This is a genomic window from Pseudomonas sp. MAG733B, from assembly GCF_036884845.1.
In the GTDB taxonomy this organism is placed as follows: Bacteria; Pseudomonadota; Gammaproteobacteria; order Pseudomonadales; family Pseudomonadaceae; genus Aquipseudomonas.
The window spans coordinates 932,788-953,218 of sequence record NZ_CP145732.1; the positions used below are offsets into that span (position 1 = coordinate 932,788).

Sequence of the window (20,431 nt, forward strand, 5' to 3'; positions counted from 1 at the left end):
AGGGTTTTGCATGGGCTGTCAGGGCCCCTTCGCGAGCAAGCCCGCTCCCACAGGAATCAGCGGCGTACATAAACTCGATGTACACCATCGCCCACTGTGGGAGCGGGCTTGCTCGCGAAGAGGCCGGACCAGGCAACATCAAAACCGGCAGGCAAAAAAAGCCCGCACTTCTCTCGAAGGCGGGGCTTTTCAATGTGGCTGGGATCAGAACAAATCGATCGGCGCCTGCTCATCCGCCGGCAGCGGGCTGCCCGGCGCATTGCCGTTGCCCAGCTCATTCACCGACGGTGGCGTATCTTCGGCCTTGAACAGTTCGAAGTAAGCCCCAGGCGTGCTCGGGGAGGCCGCACGGCCACTGACCGGGTCGACGCGCAGGCTCAGGATGCCTTCCGGCTCTGGCTGCGTGTGAGGCGGCAGGTCCTTGAGGGCGGCGCCCATGTAGTTCATCCAGATCGGCAGCGCGACGGTGCCGCCGAATTCCTTGCGGCCGAGGCTTTCAGGCTGGTCAAAACCGGTCCAGACCGTGGTCACGTAATCGGCGTTGTAACCGGAGAACCAGGCGTCCTTGGATTCGTTGGTGGTGCCGGTCTTGCCGGCAATGTCGCTACGGCCCAGGGCCAGGGCACGACGACCGGTGCCGAGCTTGATCACGTCCTCGAGCATGCTGTTGAGGATGTAAGTCGTACGGCCATCAACGATGCGTTCAGCCACCGCGGGTGCCTGCGGCGTCGGTTGGGCGGTCAGTGCATCGGCCGGTGTCGCGTTGACCGTAAAGGCCTCGGCGACTGGCGCGGCGATACCATCGGTGGCCGCGCCGCCTTTTGGAACGCTCGGCGGATTGGCGACGAACAGCGTGTCGCCATTGCGGCTTTCGACCTTGTCGATGATGTACGGGGTGATCTTGTAGCCACCGTTGGCAAAGGTGCTCCAGCCCGTGGCGATTTCCATCGGCGTCAGGGTTGCGGTGCCCAGTGCGAGGGACAGGTTGGGTGGCAAGTCCTGCTTGTTGAAGCCGAAGCGGGTGATGTAGTCGATGGTCTTGCCAACGCCCATCGCCTGCAGCAAGCGGATCGACACCAGGTTGCGCGACTTGTACAGCGCCTCACGTAGACGAATCGGACCGAGGAAAGTGTTGGTGTCGTTCTTCGGACGCCAGACCTTGTCCAGGTATTCGTCGACGAACACGATCGGTGCATCGTTGACCAGGCTGGCAGCGGTGTAGCCGTTATCCAGCGCGGCGGCGTAGACGAACGGTTTGAAGCTCGAACCCGGCTGGCGCTTGGCCTGCAACGCGCGGTTGTAATTGCTCTGCTCGAAGGCAAAACCACCGACCAGCGAGCGGATCGCGCCATTTTGCGGGTCGAGGGAAACCAGCGCGCCCTGGGCTTGCGGGATCTGGCTGAACTTCAGCGAATTGTCCGGCTGGCGTTGCACGCGGATCAGATCACCGACCTGTGCCACGTCCGAAGGCTGCTTCGGATTGGCGCCCATGCTGTTGGTGTTCAGGAACGGGCGAGCCCACTTCATGGTGTCCCAGTTGACGTGCTCCTGTCCGGTGCGGGTCAGCACTTGCAGACCGGTCTTGTCGACCTGGGTGACGATGGCCGGCTCAAGGCTGCTGATGATGCGCTGCTTGGTCAGTTCGGTGGCCCACGCTTCACGGGTCTTGCCCGGCAGGCGCGATTCAGGGCCGCGATAGCCGTGACGCTGGTCGTAAGTCATCAAGCCTTCATGGACGGCGGTATTGGCCATTTCCTGAAGGTTGCTCGGCACCGTGGTGGTGACGCGGAAACCCTCGGTGTACGCGTCGCTGCCATAGCGACCGACCATTTCGGCACGGGCCATTTCGGCGATGTAAGGCGCGTTCACTTCCGGGGTCGGCACGTGATAGCTGGCGTTCAGCGGCTCGTTGATCGCGGTGGTGTAATCGGCTTCGGTAATTTTGCCGAGCTTGTACATGCGCCCCAGGATCCAGTCGCGACGTTCCTTGCTGCGGGCCGGGTTGGCCAACGGGTTGAAGCGCGACGGGGCCTTTGGCAGGCCGGCGATCATCGCCATCTGCGCCAGGCTGACGTCACGAATCGACTTGCCGTAATAGACCTGCGCCGCCGCCTCGATGCCGTAGGCGCGGTTGCCCAGATAGATCTTGTTGACGTACAGCTCAAGGATTTCGTCCTTGGTCAGCTGCCGTTCGATCTGCAATGCCAGGAGGATTTCTGTGGTTTTGCGCGAGAAGCTGCGTTCGCTGGTCAGGAAGAAGTTCTTCGCCACCTGCATGGTGATGGTGCTGCCGCCGGACTGGATGTGGCCGCTTTTGACCAATTGGGTGGCGGCCCGCATCAGGCTGCTGGGATCGACGCCATAGTGGTTGGCGAAGTTATCGTCTTCAGCACTTAGTAACGCATTAATGAAATTGGGGGGAATGTCGGCGAAACGGATCGGTGTGCGGCGCATTTCGCCGAATTCTGCGATCAACTTGTTGTCGCTGCTGTAGACCCGCAATGGAATCTGCAACTGGATGCTTCGCAGCGCCTCCACGGACGGCAATCCGGGGCTAAGGTAAAGAAACGCCCCGCTCAGACCCAAAAGCAGTCCGCAGAAAACCGCGACGATGGACCAACCGAAAAATTTCAGCAGACGAATCAAGGCTTTTGGATATCCAGGGCAAAGAATGAATTACGCATCAGGGTTCAGGCTAAAGGCGAACGACCCGCGCTTGAGAATAAGCGGAAAAAAACGCTGGGCATTATAAGCATTTTTCCGGCGCAGGCGTCATTGGCGGCTGCTGTCAAGACGGGCGGAGGGAACGCAACACACATTACAGAGTCCGTAACTCACGGATAGTCATAGGGAATTGCTAGTGCCAGGACTCTTCAATAAAAAAGCCAATACGCTTTTAGGGATCGACATCAGCTCCACTTCGGTGAAGCTCCTTGAGCTGAGCCGCCAGGGCGACCGCTATCGGGTCGAGGCCTACGCGGTCGAGCCGCTGCCTGCCAGTGCGGTGATCGAGAAAAACATCGCCGAGCTCGAAGGTGTGGGCCAAGCCCTTTCTCGTGTACTGATCAAGGCCAGGACCAGCCTCAAGAACGTTGCCGTGGCCGTGGCCGGTTCGGCGGTGATCACCAAGACCATCGAGATGGATGCCGGTCTTTCCGACGACGAAATGGAAAGTCAGCTGAAGATCGAGGCCGATCAGTACATCCCTTATCCGTTGGACGAGGTCGCCATCGACTTCGAAGTCCAGGGCGCGTCAGTGCGCAACCCCGAGCGGGTCAATGTGCTGCTCGCGGCCTGTCGCAAGGAAAACGTCGAGGTGCGCGAAGCGGCCCTGGCCCTGGCCGGCCTGACCGCTCGTGTAGTCGATGTCGAAGCTTATGCCCTGGAGCGATCGTTCGGCCTGCTGACGAATCAATTGGCCAGCTCCCGGGAGCGTCTGGTGGCAGTGGTCGACATCGGCGCGACCATGACCACCCTGAGCGTGCTGCTGAACGGGCGCATCATTTATACCCGCGAACAATTGTTCGGCGGTCGCCAATTGACCGAAGAGATTCAGCGGCGATACGGGATGACCGTCGAGCAGGCGGGGTTGGCGAAGAAGCAGGGCGGTTTGCCTGACGATTACGTCAGTGAAGTGTTGCAGCCATTTCGCGAGGCCTTGGTGCAGCAGGTCTCGCGTTCGCTGCAGTTTTTCTTCGCTTCCGGTCAGTACCACTCGGTCGATCACATTTTGCTGGCCGGCGGCACTGCGTCTGTTCCCGGTCTGGATCGCTTGATCGAGCAGCAATTGGGTACGCCGACGCAGGTGGCCAATCCGTTTGCCGAGATGACGCTGAGCAGCAAGGTCAACGCCGCGGCGTTAGGCAGCGACGCACCAGCCATGATGATCGCCTGCGGGCTGGCCCTCAGGAGTTTCGACTGATGGCGCGGATCAATCTTTTACCTTGGCGCGAAGAGCTGCGCGAACAACGCCGCAAACGCTTTTTATTGATTCTGGCTGGCGTGCTCGTGGGGTCGGCAGGGGCTGTATTGATCGCCAATCAGGCGATCAACAGTGCCATCGACCGGCAGGTGGCGCGCAACGATTACATCGGCAAGCAGATTGTCGTGGTCGACGAGCGGATCAAGCAGATCAGCGATCTCAAGGCCCGCCGCCAGCAATTGGTCGAGCGCATGCGCATCATCCAGGACCTGCAAGGCAACCGGCCGATCAGCGGGCGAATTTTTGATCAATTGGCCCGGACCCTGCCCGACGGTGTGTATTTCACGGAAGTGAAAATGGATGGCAAGACCTTGTCCATCACTGGCGCGGCGGAATCCAACAACCGTGTTTCCGACCTGATGCGCAACCTCGATGCGTCGGACTGGTTCGATGCGCCGAGCCTGACGGAGGTCAAGGCGACCACCGCCGGCCAACTGGATCAGGCCAACGTCTTTCAGCTGACCGTTCGTCAGACTCAGCCCGCCGCCGTGGAGGATGGGAAATGAGTCCGTCCGCCTGGTTCGAAGGGCTGCGCAAAATCGATATCAACGAACTGGATACCAGCAACATCGGTTCCTGGCCGCCGGCGATCAAGGTGTTGGTGAGCGTGCTGGTCATGATGCTGGTGCTCGCGCTCGGTTACAGCTTTTCCACGAGTGAGCTTGAGAGTCAGCTTGACCTCAAGCGCGAGGAAGAAACGACGCTCAAAGAGCAGTTCGCCACCAAGGCTCATATGGCGGCGAATCTGGAGTTGTACACCCAGCAAATGAAGGAAATGGAGAACTCCTTTGGCGTGCTGTTGCGGCAACTGCCCAGTGATACCGAAGTCCCCGGTCTGCTCGAAGACATCACCCGCACCGGCCTGGGCAGCGGCCTGGAGTTTGAAGAAATCAAATTGTTGCCTGAGGTCACCCAGCCGTTCTACATCGAATTGCCGATCCAGATCACCGTCACCGGTGCCTATCACGACCTGGCGACTTTCGTCAGCGGCGTGGCCGGACTGCCGCGCATCGTCACCCTGCATGATTTTGACCTGGCGCCGGTCAATCCTGACGGCGGGACAAAGTTGCGCATGAGTATCCTGGCCAAGACCTACCGCTACAACGACAAGGGGCTGCATCAATGAGCCTTGTTCGTGGTTTTTCCGTGGCGGTGTTGCTGGTGGTCCTGAGCGGTTGTAACGGCGGCGATGATGTCAGCGACCTGGACGCCTACATGAACGAAATGCGCCTGCGGGCACCGGGCAAGATTGAACCAACGCCGACATTTCGGTCTTACCCGACATTCACCTACAGCGCCGCCAACCTGCGCAGTCCGTTTTCGCCACAGGTCAGAGTCGACCTGACCGGGCAGAGGCATGGTTCGCGCAATGTCAAACCTGACCCCAATCGGGTCAAGCAGTACCTCGAGGGTTTCAATATCGAGCAGTTTGAAATGGTCGGCACGATCTCCAATGCATCAGGCTCCTTCGCGCTGTTGCGCGGCGCTGGCGGTGTGCATCGGCTGAAAGTCGGCGATTACCTGGGGCGCAACGATGGGCGGATCGTCGCCATCAACGCCTCGCAAGTCGATGTGGTGGAAATCGTCCCGGATGGCGAAGGTGCCTGGCTGGAACGGCCGCGGACCCTCCCTTTGAAAGAACACTCATAGTGGAACTCGAAAAATGAACAGGATTTTCTCCACCCTCGGAGTGTCGCTATGGATAGCGCTGCTGTCGCCGATGGTACAAGCGGCCAACCTCAAGGCGCTGGATGTCGCAGCGCTGCCGGGCGACCGCGTCGAGTTGAAGTTGGCGTTCGATGAACCGCCCCCGGCGCCTCACGGGTACACCACCGAATCGCCTGCGCGGATTGCGCTGGACTTGCCCGGTGTCGTCAGTCAGCTGGCGAGCAAGACCCGCGATCTGGGCGGCGGCAATGCCCGCAGCGCAACGGTGGTGGAAGCCAAGGACCGAACACGGCTGATCATCAACCTCACTCAATTGACCCCGTATGACACCCGGATCGAAGGCAACAACCTGTTTGTGGTGATCGGGCAGGGAGGCAAAAAACCGGCACCGAGGCCGGCCAATGTTGCCACCCCGGCCCCGGCGCGCGCCGTTGCGCCAACGGCCAAGGCCATTCGCGCGGTGGATTTCCAGCGCGGCACCCAAGGTGAAGGCAATGTGGTGGTCGACCTGTCTGATCCGTCCATCGCGCCAGACATTCAGGAACGCGACGGCAAGATCATTCTCGGTTTCGCCAGAACCCGACTGCCCGAGCCGTTGCGTGTGCGCCTGGACGTCAAGGACTTCGCCACGCCCGTGCAGTTCGTCAATGCCAGCGCTACAGGCGACAGGGCCACCATCACCATCGAGCCCAGTGGTGCCTTCGATTATTCGACCTACCAGACCGACAACAAACTGACCGTCAGCATCCGCCCGATGACTGCCGACGACCTGCAAAAGCGCAATGCTGACCGCTACGCCTACAGCGGCGAAAAACTCTCGTTGAATTTCCAGGACATCGATGTGCGCTCGGTGCTGCAACTGATCGCCGACTTCACCAACCTCAATCTGGTCGCCAGCGACACGGTGCAGGGCGGCATTACCCTGCGTTTGCAAAATGTGCCGTGGGATCAGGCGCTGGATCTGGTGCTGAAAACCAAGGGCCTGGACAAGCGCAAGATCGGCAACGTCCTGCTGGTGGCGCCGGCGGATGAAATTGCTGCCCGGGAGCGCCAGGAACTGGAGTCGCAGAAGCAGATCGCCGAGCTTGCGCCTCTGCGTCGCGAGCTACTGCAAGTCAACTATGCCAAGGCAGCCGATATCGCCAAGCTGTTCCAGTCAGTGACCAGCGCCGAAGCGAAAATCGACGAACGGGGTTCGATCACCGTCGATGAGCGTACCAACAACATCATTGCCTACCAGACTCAGGACCGGCTCGACGAATTGCGGCGGATCGTGGCGCAGCTGGATATCCCGGTACGGCAGGTGATGATCGAAGCGCGGATCGTCGAAGCCAACGTTGATTACGACAAGAGCCTGGGCGTGCGCTGGGGTGGTTCGATCCAGAACAAGGGCAACTGGAACACTTCAGGCGTCAGCAATGGTGCGAACGCGTCGTCGACCATCGGCACGCCGGGGAGCACCAGCACCAATTCGCCGTTCGTCGACTTGGGGGCAGTCAACAATACCTCTGGAATCGGCATCGCGTTCATCACCGACAACGTCTTGCTCGACCTTGAACTGACGGCCATGGAGAAAACCGGCAACGGCGAAATCGTCTCGCAACCCAAAGTGGTCACGTCCGACAAGGAAACCGCGAAAATCCTCAAGGGCACCGAGATTCCCTATCAGGAAGCCAGCTCCAGTGGCGCGACTTCGGTGTCGTTCAAGGAGGCCTCGCTGTCGCTGGAAGTGACGCCGCAAATTACCCCGGACAACCGCATCATCATGGAGGTCAAGGTCACCAAGGACGAACCGGACTACCTGAACAAGGTCCAGGATGTGCCGCCGATCAAGAAAAACGAGGTCAACGCCAAGGTCCTGGTCAACGATGGCGAGACCATCGTCATTGGTGGTGTTTTCTCAAATACTCAAAGCAAGGTTGTAGATAAGGTGCCATTTCTTGGCGATGTGCCGTATCTTGGCCGCCTTTTCCGGCGTGACGTGGTTTCGGAGAAAAAATCCGAGCTGTTGGTGTTTCTCACTCCGCGTATCATGAATAACCAGGCGATTGCTGTGAGTCGTTGATTCTGTGCGAAATTTGATTCTTGTAGGACCGATGGGCGCTGGAAAAAGCACCATCGGCCGGTTGCTGGCCAAAGAGCTGCGCTTGCCATTCAAAGATTCCGATAAGGAAATTGAATTACGCACGGGCGCCAATATCCCATGGATCTTCGACAAGGAAGGCGAACCGGGCTTTCGTGATCGCGAGCAGGCAATGATTGCCGAACTGTGCGATTACGACGGCGTGGTGCTGGCGACCGGCGGCGGCGCGGTCATGCGCGAAGCCAATCGTCGGGCGCTGCACGCCGGTGGGCGGGTGGTCTATCTGCATGCTTCTGTGGAGCAGCAGGTCGGTCGCACCTCCCGCGACCGCAATCGCCCCTTGTTGCGTACCGCTGATCCGGCCAAGACCCTTCGGGATCTGCTGGCGATCCGTGATCCGCTTTATCGGGAAATCGCCGATCTGGTGGTGGAAACCGATGAGCGGCCGCCGCGGATGGTCGTGCTTGATATCCTCGAACGCTTGCAGCAGCTGCCGCCGCGTTAAAGCGCCGCACGAAATGCGCTATCCTCGGCGTCCTGCCACGACCGCTCAAGGTTGTGGCGAACGGCTACCGAGCGGCGTCACACCAGCAGACGCCGTGGACATTGGTTAATTCAAGGCACGATGCCTGATTCCATCTTCATTGTGGGGACACATGCAGACACTCAAGGTCGATCTAGGCGAGCGCAGCTACCCGATTCACATTGGCGAAGGTTTGTTGGATCAGCCTGAGCTGCTGGCCCCGCATATTCGCGGACGGCAAGTGGCGATCATCTCCAACGAAACCGTTGCGCCGCTCTATCTCGAACGTCTGACCCGCAGCCTCGCGCAGTTCTCGGTGATTTCCGTGGTGCTGCCCGACGGCGAAGCCTTCAAGACCTGGGAAACCCTGCAACTGATTTTCGATGGTCTGCTGACTGCACGGCATGACCGTCGCACGACAGTGATCGCCCTCGGTGGCGGCGTGATCGGTGACATGGCCGGTTTTGCGGCCGCCTGCTACCAGCGTGGCGTTGATTTCATTCAGGTCCCGACCACGTTGCTGTCGCAAGTCGACTCTTCGGTGGGCGGCAAGACCGGCATCAATCACCCGATGGGCAAGAACATGGTCGGCGCTTTCTATCAGCCGAACGTGGTGCTGATCGACACTGCTTCTCTCAACACTTTGCCGGCCCGCGAGCTGTCTGCCGGCCTGGCTGAAGTCATCAAATACGGTTTGATTTGCGATGAGCCGTTCCTGACCTGGCTCGAAGACAACGTCGACCGCCTGCGTAATCTGGACCAGCAAGCCCTGACCTACGCCATCGAGCGTTCCTGTGCGGCCAAGGCTGCGGTGGTCGGCGCCGACGAAAAAGAGACCGGTGTGCGTGCCACGCTCAACCTGGGCCACACGTTTGGTCACGCCATCGAAACCCATATGGGCTACGGTGTATGGCTGCATGGCGAAGCGGTTGCTGCTGGCACCGTAATGGCTCTGGAAATGTCCGCGCGCCTGGGCTGGATCACCGAACAGGAACGCGATCGCGGCATTCGCCTGTTCCAGCGCGCAGGCCTGCCGGTCATCCCGCCGGAAGAGATGACCGAAGCCGATTTCCTCGAACACATGGCAATTGATAAAAAAGTGATCGACGGTCGTTTGCGCCTGGTGCTGCTGCGCCACATGGGCGAAGCGGTGGTGACCGACGATTATCCGAAAGAGGTTCTACAGGCCACGCTGGGAGCGGATTACCGCGCCCTGGCTCAGCTTAAAGGTTAATAAGAACGCGATGACTAGTTTGCATGCCGACGAGGCTTTCCTCGGCCATTACCAGTTGAATCATGACCCTTTTGCTCCACGGGTTCCTGGCTTCAAGTTTTTCCCGGCCCAGCGCAAACCCGTGCTGGGGCAGCTGCACCATCTGGCGCGTTACAGCCAGTTGTTGCTGGTGGTTACTGGCCCGCATGGCAGTGGCAAGACCCTGCTGCGTCAGGCGCTGGTGGCCAGCACCAACAAGCAGTCGGTACAGAGCGTGGTGGTTTCCGCCCGTGGTGCCGGCGATGCGGCTGGTGTGCTGCGTCAGGTCGCCCAGGCGCTGGACGTTGCCCAGCCCGAGATCGACGCGATTCTGGCTCAGGTGGTGCAACTGGCGCTTACCGGTCAGGAAGTCTATTTGCTGGTGGATGATGCCGAGCAACTCGACGAATCAGCGCTCGAAGCCCTGATGGCGCTGGGCGCCGGTGCCCCGGAAGGTCGTCCGCATGTGTTCCTGTTCGGTGAGTCGTCGCTGATCGCTCAGCTTGAGGCCTTGCAGCTTGAAGAAGAGCGCTTCCACGTCATCGAACTGCAGCCGTACACCGAAGAAGAGACCCGCGAATATCTGGACCAGCGTCTTGAAGGCGCAGGCCGGGGTATCGAACTTTTCACCGCGGATCAGATCTCTGATATTCACGAAAGCTCCGAGGGTTGGCCTGGCAATATCAACCAGGTTGCCCGCGATGCAATGATCGAAGCCATGATTGCCAGCCGCTCAGCGGTCAAGCGTCCAAGTATGGGGTTCAATATGCCGAAGAAACACGTATTGGCGATTTCCGCCGTCGTCGTGGTCGCGGTAGCCGCCGCCTGGTTAATGCCAGGTCGCAGCAAAGCGCCGACCACCGGTGCTCCGGCCAACGAACAGGCACAACTGCCGCTGGGCCAAGGGCAACCAACAGCCAATGGCGGTGCTCCAGCCGTCGAATTCGCCGGCAACACGCAGCCGATGCCATTGCCGTTGGTCGGTAATTCGCAGCCGGTGATGCGCGGTCCGCTGGCTGAAGCGGCCGGTGGCATTACCGAAGGTGACGATGGCGTGCCGCTGGAAGGTTCCAGTGAAACGCCGCCGACCGTTACCACCACCGCACCGCCCGCAGGTGTCCCGGCTGGCCCTGCGCCAACGCCAGCGGCCAAACCGACGCCTGCGCCGACTCAGGTCGCCACCGCGAAGCCGGCACCGGTTCCGGCACCTGCCGCCAAGCCTGCTCCGGCGCCAGCCAAACCGGCCGTTGCCGCTGCTGCCAAGCCTGCCGAGAAACCGGCCACCACAGCCAAGGCTGCTGGCGGCACCTGGTACGCCGGTCAGGCTCCGGGTAACTACGTGGTGCAGATCCTCGGCACCAGCTCCGAAGCGACCGCGCAAAACTTCGTCAAGGAGCAGGGCGGCGAGTACCGTTACTTCAAGAAAGTGCTGAACGGTAAGCCGCTTTACGTCATCACCTACGGTAGTTTCACCAACCGTGATGCAGCTGTTTCCGCCATCAAGGCCTTGCCAGCGAAGGTTCAGGCTGGTAAACCTTGGCCACGCTCTGTCGCCAGTGTCCAACAGGAACTCGCCACAGCTCGCTGAAGATTCGGCGGCCTTACCCAGGCCGCCTCTCCCGGCACCTCAAAATTTCTACAAGCGCATGCCGCCTCTACAGGCCGCGTGCCTTGTGGTGTCTGCGTCACAGTAGTCTTTGAGTCGTTGCAGTCAGAATTAAAAAAGTTTTGACTAGCACAGCAGATCGCTTTAAACCTTTCACAAATGCGACATAGATTTGCGACATTTCGTCGTCAAATTTGTGAGGCCAAGTGTCGGTGTGTACAATGACCTCCCTTTTGCCCCCGCTAAGCCGGCGTACGTTCGGCGCGGAATGCAAGTGGTTGAATTGAAAAGAAATTTGCCTCGACAAGAGGCAGCCTGGTGAGAAAGTGTCTATGAAAGCAGGTCTGTACCAACCAGATGAATTCAAGGATAACTGCGGTTTCGGCCTGATAGCCCATATGCAGGGCGAGCCCAGTCATACCCTTTTGCAAACGGCCATCGAGGCCCTGACCTGCATGACCCACCGCGGTGGGATTAATGCCGACGGCAAGACCGGTGACGGTTGCGGTCTGCTGATTCAAAAGCCGGACGTGTTCCTGCGAGCCATCGCCCAGGAAACCTTCGGCGTTGCATTGCCCAAGCAATATGCCGTGGGCATGGTCTTCTTCAACCAGGACCCGGTCAAAGCCGAAGCCGCTCGCGAGAACATGAACCGCGAGATCCTGGCCGCCGGCCTGCAACTGGTCGGCTGGCGCAAAGTGCCGATCGACACCAGCGTCCTCGGCCGCCTGGCCCTTGAGCGTCTGCCGCAGATCGAACAAGTGTTCATCGGTGGTGAAGGCCTGAGCGATCAGGACATGGCGATCAAGCTGTTCAGCTCCCGTCGTCGCTCGTCCGTGGCCAACGCCGCCGACGTCGATCACTACATCTGCAGCTTTTCCCACAAGACCATCATTTATAAAGGCCTGATGATGCCGGCGGACTTGACCGCCTTCTATCCAGACCTGAGCGACGAGCGCCTGCAAACCGCGATCTGCGTGTTCCACCAGCGCTTCTCCACCAACACCCTGCCGAAATGGCCGCTGGCTCAACCGTTCCGCTTCCTGGCGCACAACGGCGAGATCAACACCATCACCGGTAACCGCAACTGGGCCGTGGCCCGTCGTACCAAGTTCGCCAACGACCTGATGCCCGATCTCGAAGAGCTCGGCCCGCTGGTCAACCGCGTGGGTTCCGACTCCTCCAGCATGGACAACATGCTGGAGCTGATGGTCACCGGTGGTATCGACCTGTTCCGTGGCGTGCGGATGATCATTCCGCCAGCGTGGCAGAACGTCGAAACCATGGACCCGGATCTGCGTGCGTTCTACGAATACAACTCGATGCACATGGAGCCGTGGGACGGCCCGGCCGGCGTGGTAATGACCGACGGTCGCTACGCGGTGTGCCTGCTCGACCGTAACGGTCTGCGTCCGGCGCGTTGGGTGACCACCACCAACGGTTTCATCACCCTGGCTTCGGAAATCGGTGTCTGGAACTACCAGCCTGAAGACGTGATCGCCAAGGGCCGCGTTGGTCCGGGGCAGATCTTTGCCGTGGACACCGAAACCGGGCAGATCCTCGACACCGACGCCATCGACAACCGCCTGAAGTCGCGTCATCCGTACAAGCAATGGCTGCGCAAGAATGCTTTGCGCATCCAGGCGACCATGGAAGACAACGACCACGGTTCGGCGTTCTACGACGTCGATCAGCTCAAGCAATACATGAAGATGTATCAGGTCACGTTCGAAGAGCGCGATCAGGTACTGCGTCCGCTCGGTGAGCAAGGCTACGAAGCCGTGGGCTCGATGGGCGACGATACGCCGATGGCCGTGCTGTCCCAGCGCGTGCGTACGCCGTACGACTATTTCCGCCAGCAGTTCGCGCAGGTCACCAACCCGCCGATCGACCCGCTGCGTGAAGCCATCGTCATGTCGCTGGAAATCTGCCTCGGTGCCGAGCGCAACATCTTCCAGGAGTCGCCGGAACACGCTTCGCGCGTGATCCTCAGCTCGCCGGTCATTTCCCCGGCCAAGTGGCGTTCGCTGATGAACCTCGATCGTCCGGGCTTCGAACGCCAGATCATCGACCTCAACTACGACGAAAGCGTCGGCCTCGAAGCGGCGATCCGCAACGTTGCCGATCAGGCTGAAGAAGCCGTGCGCGCTGGTCGTACCCAGGTTGTGCTGAGTGACCGTCACATCGCTCCGGGCAAGTTGCCGATCCACGCGTCGCTGGCTACCGGTGCCGTGCACCACCGCCTGACCGAGAAAGGCCTGCGTTGCGATTCCAACATCCTGGTGGAAACCGCGACCGCTCGCGATCCGCATCACTTCGCGGTGTTGATCGGTTTCGGCGCCTCTGCCGTTTATCCGTTCCTGGCTTATGAAGTGCTGGGCGACCTGATCCGTACCGGTGAAGTGCTGGGCGACCTCTACGAGGTGTTCAAGAACTACCGTAAAGGCATCACCAAAGGCTTGCTCAAGATCCTGTCGAAGATGGGCATCTCGACCATCACCTCCTATCGCGGAGCACAACTGTTCGAAGCGATCGGCCTGTCCGAGGAAGTCTGCAACCTGAGCTTCCGTGGCGTGCCAAGCCGCATCAAGGGTGCGCGTTTCGTCGATATCGAAGCCGAGCAGAAAGCCCTCGCTACCGAAGCCTGGAGCCCGCGCAAGCCGATCCAGCAAGGTGGTTTGCTGAAATTCGTTCACGGTGGCGAATATCACGCGTACAACCCGGACGTGGTCAACACCCTGCAAGCCGCTGTGCAGCAGGGCGACTACAGCAAGTTCAAGGAATACACGTCGCTGGTGGATAACCGCCCGGTGTCGATGATCCGCGACCTGCTGAAAGTCAAAACCCTCGACACTCCATTGGACATCAGCGAGATCGAACCGCTGGAATCGGTGCTCAAGCGCTTCGACTCCGCCGGTATCTCCCTGGGCGCCCTGTCGCCGGAAGCTCACGAAGCCCTGGCCGAAGCCATGAACCGCCTCGGTGCGCGTTCCAACTCCGGCGAAGGTGGCGAAGACCCGGCGCGCTACGGCACCATCAAGAGCTCGAAAATCAAGCAGGTGGCGACTGGCCGTTTCGGTGTGACGCCGGAATACCTGGTCAACGCCGAAGTGCTGCAGATCAAGGTCGCTCAGGGCGCCAAGCCCGGCGAAGGTGGTCAACTGCCGGGCGGTAAAGTGAACGGTTTGATCGCCAAGCTGCGTTACGCAGTGCCGGGCGTGACCCTGATTTCGCCGCCGCCGCACCACGACATCTACTCGATCGAAGACTTGTCGCAGCTGATTTTCGACCTGAAACAAGTCAACCCGAAAGCACTGGTCTCTGTGAAGCTGGTAGCAGAAGCGGGCGTCGGCACCATCGCCGCCGGTGTGGCCAAGGCCTACGTGGACTTGATCACCATTTCCGGCTACGACGGCGGCACCGGTGCATCGCCGCTGACCTCGATCAAATACGCGGGCGCTCCGTGGGAACTCGGCCTGGCCGAAACTCACCAGACCCTGCGTGGCAACGACTTGCGCGGAAAAGTCCGGGTACAAACCGACGGCGGCCTGAAAACCGGCCTCGACGTGATCAAGGCTGCGATCCTCGGCGCTGAAAGCTTCGGCTTCGGCACCGCGCCAATGATCGCCCTGGGCTGCAAATACCTGCGCATCTGCCACCTGAACAACTGCGCCACCGGCGTTGCGACTCAGAACGAGAAGCTGCGCAAGGATCACTACATCGGCACCGTCGACATGGTGGTGAACTTCTTCACCTACGTCGCCGAAGAAACCCGTGAGTGGCTGGCCAAGCTGGGCGTGCGCTCCCTCGAAGAGCTGATCGGCCGCACCGATCTGCTGGAAATCCTCGAAGGGCAGACCGCCAAGCAGCATCACCTGGACCTGACTCCATTGCTGGGCAGCGACCACGTGCCGGCGGACAAGCCGCAGTTCTGCGGCGTGGAACGCAACCCGCCGTTCGACAAAGGCCTGCTGGCCGAGAAAATGGTCGACATGGCCACCTCGGCAATCAATGACCTGAGCGGCGCCGATTTCGCCCTGGACATCTGCAACTGCGACCGTTCGATCGGTGCGCGGATCTCCGGTGAAATCGCCCGTAAGCACGGCAACCAAGGCATGGCGAATGCGCCGGTCACCTTCCGCTTCAAGGGCACTGCCGGGCAGAGCTTCGGCGTGTGGAACGCCGGCGGCCTGAACATGTATCTGGAAGGCGATGCCAACGACTACGTCGGCAAGGGCATGACCGGCGGCAAGCTGGTCATCGTTCCGCCGAAGGGCAGCGTCTACAAGACTCAGGACAGTGCCATCATCGGCAACACCTGCCTGTACGGCGCTACCGGTGGCAAGCTGTTCGCCGCCGGCACCGCGGGCGAGCGTTTCGCCGTGCGTAACTCCGGTGCCCACACCGTGGTGGAAGGCACTGGCGATCACTGCTGCGAGTACATGACCGGTGGTTTCGTCTGCGTCCTGGGCAAGACCGGTTACAACTTCGGCTCAGGCATGACCGGCGGTTTCGCCTACGTGCTCGACCAGGACAACACTTTCGTTGACCGGGTCAACCACGAACTGGTGGAAATCCAGCGGATCAGCGGCGAGGCGATGGAAGCCTACCGTAGCCATTTGCAACGCGTGCTGAACGAGTACGTCGAGGAAACCGACAGCGAGTGGGGTCGTAACCTCGCCGAAAACCTCGATGATTACCTGCGCCGTTTCTGGTTGGTCAAGCCCAAGGCTGCCACCCTGAAATCGTTGCTTTCCAGCACCCGTGCCAACCCGCAGTGATATGCGCCTGAAGAGTTTGATGAGGTTTTAAAATGGCTGAACGTCTGAATAATGACTTCCAGTTCATCGAGGTCGGGCGCAAGGATCCGAAGAAGAAACTGTTGCGTCAACGCAAGAAAGAGTTCGTGGAAATCTACGAACCGTTCAAACCCCAGCAGTCGGCAGATCAGGCCCACCGCTGCCTGGGTTGCGGTAACCCGTATTGCGAATGGAAGTGCCCGGTGCACAACTTCATTCCCAACTGGCTGAAGCTGGTGGCCGAGGGCAACATCCTCCAGGCCGCCGAGCTGTCGCACCAGACCAACACCCTGCCGGAAGTGTGCGGCCGGGTGTGCCCGCAGGATCGTCTGTGCGAGGGTGCGTGCACCCTCAACGATGGCTTCGGCGCGGTGACCATCGGTTCGGTTGAGAAGTACATCACCGACACCGCGTTCGCCATGGGCTGGCGTCCGGACATGTCCAAGGTCAAGCCGACCGGCAAGCGCGTCGCGATCATCGGCGCGGGCCCGGCGGGCCTGGGCTGTGCCGACGTGCTGGTGCGTGGCGGCGTGACCCCGGTGGTGTTCGACAAGAACCCGGAAATCGGCGGTCTGCTGACCTTCGGCATCCCTGAGTTCAAGCTGGAAAAGACCGTGCTGAGCAATCGTCGCGAAGTCTTCAGCGGTATGGGCATCCAGTTCCGCCTCAACACCGAGGTGGGCAAGGACGTGACCATGGAGCAACTGCTCGAAGAATACGATGCCGTGTTCATGGGCATGGGCACCTACACCTACATGAAGGGCGGCTTTGCCGGTGAAGACCTGCCGGGCGTGTACGACGCGCTGGACTTCCTGATCGCCAACGTCAACCGCAACCTGGGCTTTGAAAAGTCGCCGGAAGATTTCGTCGACATGAAAGGCAAGAAGGTCGTGGTTCTCGGAGGCGGCGACACGGCGATGGACTGCAACCGCACTTCGATCCGCCAGGGCGCCAAGTCGGTGACCTGTGCTTATCGTCGTGACGAAGCGAACATGCCGGGCTCGCGCAAAGAGGTGAAGAACGCCAAGGAAGAAGGCGTGAAATTCCTCTACAACCGCCAGCCGATCGCCATCGTTGGCGAGGACAAGGTTGAAGGCGTGAAGGTGGTCGAGACCCGTCTCGGCGAACCGGACGCCCGTGGCCGTCGCAGCCCTGAGCCGATCCCGGGCTCCGAAGAGATTATCCCGGCCGACGCCGTGGTCATCGCTTTCGGTTTCCGTCCAAGCCCGGCGCCGTGGTTCGAACAGTTCAGCATCCAGACCGACAGCCAGGGCCGTGTCGTAGCCCCGGAACAAGGCCAGTACAAGCACCAGACCAGCAACCCGAAAATCTTCGCCGGTGGCGACATGGTTCGTGGTTCTGACCTGGTGGTGACAGCGATCTTCGAAGGCCGTAATGCGGCGGAAGGGATCCTGGATTACCTGGGCGTGTAACCACTTTCCAGAAATGGAATGCGGTCCAAATGTGGGAGCGGGCTTGCTCGCGAAGAGGGAGTGTCAGTCGACAGTTTTGTTGCCTGACACACCGCATTCGCGAGCAAGCCCGCTCCCACAGTTGTTTCGTGGTGTTACGAATACTGTGTTTACATTGCGACAAATTGACCCGATAGACAAAAGGCTGGCCTGCAACCGTGCCTTTTGCGTCCGGCTCTGAGAAAATGCCCGCACTTTTTTTCCGGATGCCGACATGACTGCCCTGAAGAACGACCGTTTCCTGCGCGCCCTGCTCAAGCAACCCGTAGACGTCACCCCCGTGTGGATGATGCGTCAGGCCGGTCGCTACCTGCCGGAATACCGCGCCAGCCGCGCCAAGGCCGGCGACTTCATGAGCCTGTGCATGAATCCGGAGTTCGCCTGCGAAGTCACGATGCAACCGCTCGACCGCTATCCACAGCTGGACGCGGCGATCCTCTTCTCCGACATCCTGACCATCCCCGACGCCATGGGCCAGGGACTGTACTTCGAAACCGGCGAAGGTCCGCGCTTCAAGAAAGTCGTCAGCACCCTGGCCGACATCGAAGCCCTGCCGATCCCTGATCCACACAAAGACCTCGGCTACGTGATGGACGCGGTCAGCACCATTCGCCGTGAACTGAACGGTCGTGTTCCGCTGATCGGCTTTGCCGGCAGCCCATGGACCCTGGCCACCTACATGGTCGAAGGCGGCTCGTCGAAGGACTACCGCAAGACCAAGACCATGCTCTACGACAACCCGCAAGCCTTGCATCTGCTGCTGGACAAGCTCGCGCAGACGGTCACCAGCTACCTCAACGGCCAGATCATGGCCGGCGCGCAAGCGGTGCAGATCTTCGACAGCTGGGGCGGCAGCCTCTCGGCGGCGGCGTACCAGGAATTCTCCCTGGCCTACATGAAGAAAATCGTCAGCGGCCTGATCCGCGAGCACGAAGGCCGAAAGGTTCCGGTGATCCTGTTCACCAAGAACGGCGGTCTGTGGCTGGAAAGCATCGCCGACGCTGGCGCGGACGCTCTGGGCCTGGACTGGACCTGCGACATCGGCAGCGCCCGCACCCGTGTCGGCGACAAAGTCGCGCTGCAAGGCAACATGGACCCGACTGTGCTCTACGCGAAACCGGAAGCGATTCGCACCGAGGTCGGCCGCATCCTCGCCAGCTATGGCAAAGGCAGCGGCCATGTGTTCAACCTGGGTCACGGCATCACACCGGAAGTCGATCCGGAACATGCGGGTGCGTTCTTGCGCGCCGTGCATGAGTTGTCGGCGCAATATCACGAGTAACAGATTTCTGATGTTGCCAAAGCCTGTCCGGCATGGCGCCGGACAGGCTTTTTTTATGCTCTTTTTTTCTTGTTTAGGGTGGCGCCACAGCTTGTAAGAATTCTCTCATCCATTGTCGGAGAAAGAGCTGTAGAGACCGTTCCTGCGCTCAGCAGAGATTTGCCCTACATAGAAAATTCATTCCTCCACGTAAGGTTCGGACCCTTGCTCAGCCAGTCGCTGAGCAATATCGCAACCATCGGCGTCAGCAATGTGCGCCCTAAATTTCGATAAGAAGTCTGGAACTCATTTGATGAAAAATACTTCGTACAAGGGAAGTGCGTTTGCTGCGTGCACTTCTTCAATGATCCTGTTATCGGCAATGTTGGCGTCCCAAAGTGCTTCCGCTCATGGCTTCCTGGAAGTGCCACCGTCGCGCGCACTGCTCTGTCAGAAAGGCTTGAACACTAACTGTGGCGGCGCGCAATACGAGCCACAAAGTGTTGGCGAAACCTTCAAGGGCTTTCCCGCCGGTGTCGGTGGTGCTCCATTGCAGGGGCCGGTCGATGGCAAGATTCCAAGCGGCGGTCACTCGCTGTTTTCGGCACTGGACGCTCAGTCCGCCACTCGCTGGCACCTGACGGAAATCCACAATCGCACTCTGGATTTCCAATGGCACTACACGGCCGTTCATCCAGCCACCAAACATGAATACTTCATCACCCGCAACGGCTGGAACCCGAACGAAGCGCTCAAGCGCGCTACATTCGAGAGCACACCGTTCTGCACCATCAACGGTGGCAATCAGAAGCCATCCAACAGCGACAAGCACAACTGCACCATTCCCGCCGACAAATCCGGGCATCACGTCATCCTGGGGATCTGGACGGTTGGTGACACCGACGCCGCGTTCTACAACCCGGCGGACGTGAACATCCTCGCGGAGCCGGAGCTGCCGGGTGGCTGGTCCTCCGTCGGCAGCATTGCACCTTCGACCACCTTGCTGGTTGGTGACAAGGTCAAGGCTCGCGCGTTCTCCGCCAACGGCGAGAGCCCGGATTACAGTGTCGAGATTTCCATCAATACGGCCGAGGAAGGTGCACCCAACAACTGGTCGTTCAAGTTGGCAGAAGCGATCAACAAGGCCCATACACTCATCCGCGCGGGCGTTCGTGACGAAGACGGTACGGTCGAGCCGGTCAAAGGCAATAACCGTCTGTTCGCGCAAAAAGCGAGCGGTGTAACGCGCTACGAAGTGCAATTGAACATGCAGGAAGATGCCGCGGCTCGCCTGTCGGTGGCGTCCCAGCAAGCTGAATATGTGCTGGAAAAAGGCTTGGCCAAGGTTGATTTCGGCATTTTGTCCAACCGCAAAATGAACGTCGAAGCGACCCTGTTCAACGAGAGCAACAAGCCAGTCGGCTCCACCTCTGCACAAGTGGACAGCGGCTCGAATTGGCTGGCGATCGATGTGCGCGGCAATCCTGGTGCACATACGCTGACCCTGGTCGGCACCACACTCGATGGCCGCACTACTCGCCAGGATACCCAGACCACGCAACTGACGGGTGAAGGCGCTGGCGCTGACTACGAGTTTGTGTTCCCGGAAGGCATCAGCGGCTACATCGCTGGTACCAGAGTGTTGCAACCGAAGATCAACAAGGTCTTCGAGTGCAAGCCATTCCCGGAGTCGGGCTACTGCAAGCAATACAGCCCGACTGCCAACGGATTCGAACCTGGCGTGGGTGCGCATTCGCACATGGCGTGGAACGAACTCTAAGTCCT

The 20,431-nt window shown here is 60.0% G+C and carries 13 protein-coding genes; 12 read left to right on the forward strand and 1 reads right to left on the reverse strand.

What is annotated here, in order from left to right; genetic code table 11:
* Positions 1-204 precede the first annotated feature (204 nt).
* Positions 205-2,646, reverse strand: a complete 2,442-nt coding sequence (locus V6Z53_RS04320; protein WP_338584304.1) for a penicillin-binding protein 1A — start codon at positions 2,644-2,646, stop codon at positions 205-207.
* A 214-nt stretch (positions 2,647-2,860) separates the two neighbouring features.
* Here V6Z53_RS04320 and V6Z53_RS04325 point away from each other — a divergent pair, with 214 nt between their 5' ends.
* From V6Z53_RS04325 to gbpA, 12 genes are all read left to right on the forward strand, one after another.
* Positions 2,861-3,922: a pilus assembly protein PilM gene (locus V6Z53_RS04325; protein WP_338584305.1), complete on the forward strand. Its 1,062-nt coding sequence runs from the start codon at positions 2,861-2,863 to the stop codon at positions 3,920-3,922.
* Positions 3,922-4,488 (forward strand): PilN domain-containing protein, encoded by a 567-nt coding sequence (locus V6Z53_RS04330; RefSeq protein WP_338584306.1) that lies wholly within the window; start codon positions 3,922-3,924, stop codon positions 4,486-4,488. Before V6Z53_RS04325 ends, V6Z53_RS04330 begins: the two co-directional genes overlap by 1 nt.
* Positions 4,485-5,108 carry a type 4a pilus biogenesis protein PilO gene (gene pilO / locus V6Z53_RS04335; RefSeq protein ID WP_338584307.1) on the forward strand — a complete coding sequence of 208 codons (624 nt, stop codon included), beginning with the start codon at positions 4,485-4,487 and terminating at the stop codon, positions 5,106-5,108. Before V6Z53_RS04330 ends, pilO begins: the two co-directional genes overlap by 4 nt.
* Positions 5,105-5,632, forward strand: coding sequence for a pilus assembly protein PilP (locus V6Z53_RS04340; protein WP_338584308.1), 528 nt, complete (start codon positions 5,105-5,107; stop codon positions 5,630-5,632). The genes pilO and V6Z53_RS04340 overlap by 4 nt, the downstream gene beginning before the upstream one ends.
* A 13-nt stretch (positions 5,633-5,645) precedes the next feature.
* Positions 5,646-7,715, forward strand: coding sequence for a type IV pilus secretin PilQ family protein (locus V6Z53_RS04345; protein WP_338584309.1), 2,070 nt, complete (start codon positions 5,646-5,648; stop codon positions 7,713-7,715).
* 4 nt (positions 7,716-7,719) lie between these two features.
* Positions 7,720-8,238 carry a shikimate kinase AroK gene (aroK, locus tag V6Z53_RS04350; protein WP_056725695.1) on the forward strand — a complete coding sequence of 173 codons (519 nt, stop codon included), beginning with the start codon at positions 7,720-7,722 and terminating at the stop codon, positions 8,236-8,238.
* A gap of 151 nt (positions 8,239-8,389) precedes the next feature.
* The gene (gene aroB, locus V6Z53_RS04355; protein ID WP_338584310.1) at positions 8,390-9,490 is read left to right on the forward strand and encodes a 3-dehydroquinate synthase; all 1,101 of its coding nucleotides are present in this window, start codon (positions 8,390-8,392) and stop codon (positions 9,488-9,490) included.
* 10 nt (positions 9,491-9,500) lie between these two features.
* Positions 9,501-11,096 carry an AAA family ATPase gene (locus V6Z53_RS04360; RefSeq protein WP_338584312.1) on the forward strand — a complete coding sequence of 532 codons (1,596 nt, stop codon included), beginning with the start codon at positions 9,501-9,503 and terminating at the stop codon, positions 11,094-11,096.
* A 350-nt stretch (positions 11,097-11,446) separates the two neighbouring features.
* On the forward strand, positions 11,447-15,895 hold the full coding sequence (gene gltB / locus V6Z53_RS04365; RefSeq protein ID WP_338584313.1) for a glutamate synthase large subunit: 4,449 nt from the start codon (positions 11,447-11,449) through the stop codon (positions 15,893-15,895).
* A 32-nt stretch (positions 15,896-15,927) separates the two neighbouring features.
* A complete protein-coding gene (locus tag V6Z53_RS04370; protein ID WP_218439012.1) occupies positions 15,928-17,346 on the forward strand; it encodes an FAD-dependent oxidoreductase in 1,419 nt (472 codons plus the stop codon).
* 253 nt (positions 17,347-17,599) lie between these two features.
* Positions 17,600-18,667, forward strand: coding sequence for a uroporphyrinogen decarboxylase (hemE, locus tag V6Z53_RS04375; protein WP_338584314.1), 1,068 nt, complete (start codon positions 17,600-17,602; stop codon positions 18,665-18,667).
* A 292-nt stretch (positions 18,668-18,959) separates the two neighbouring features.
* The gene (gbpA, locus tag V6Z53_RS04380) at positions 18,960-20,426 is read left to right on the forward strand and encodes an N-acetylglucosamine-binding protein GbpA (protein ID WP_338584315.1); all 1,467 of its coding nucleotides are present in this window, start codon (positions 18,960-18,962) and stop codon (positions 20,424-20,426) included.
* Positions 20,427-20,431: the final 5 nt, after the last annotated feature.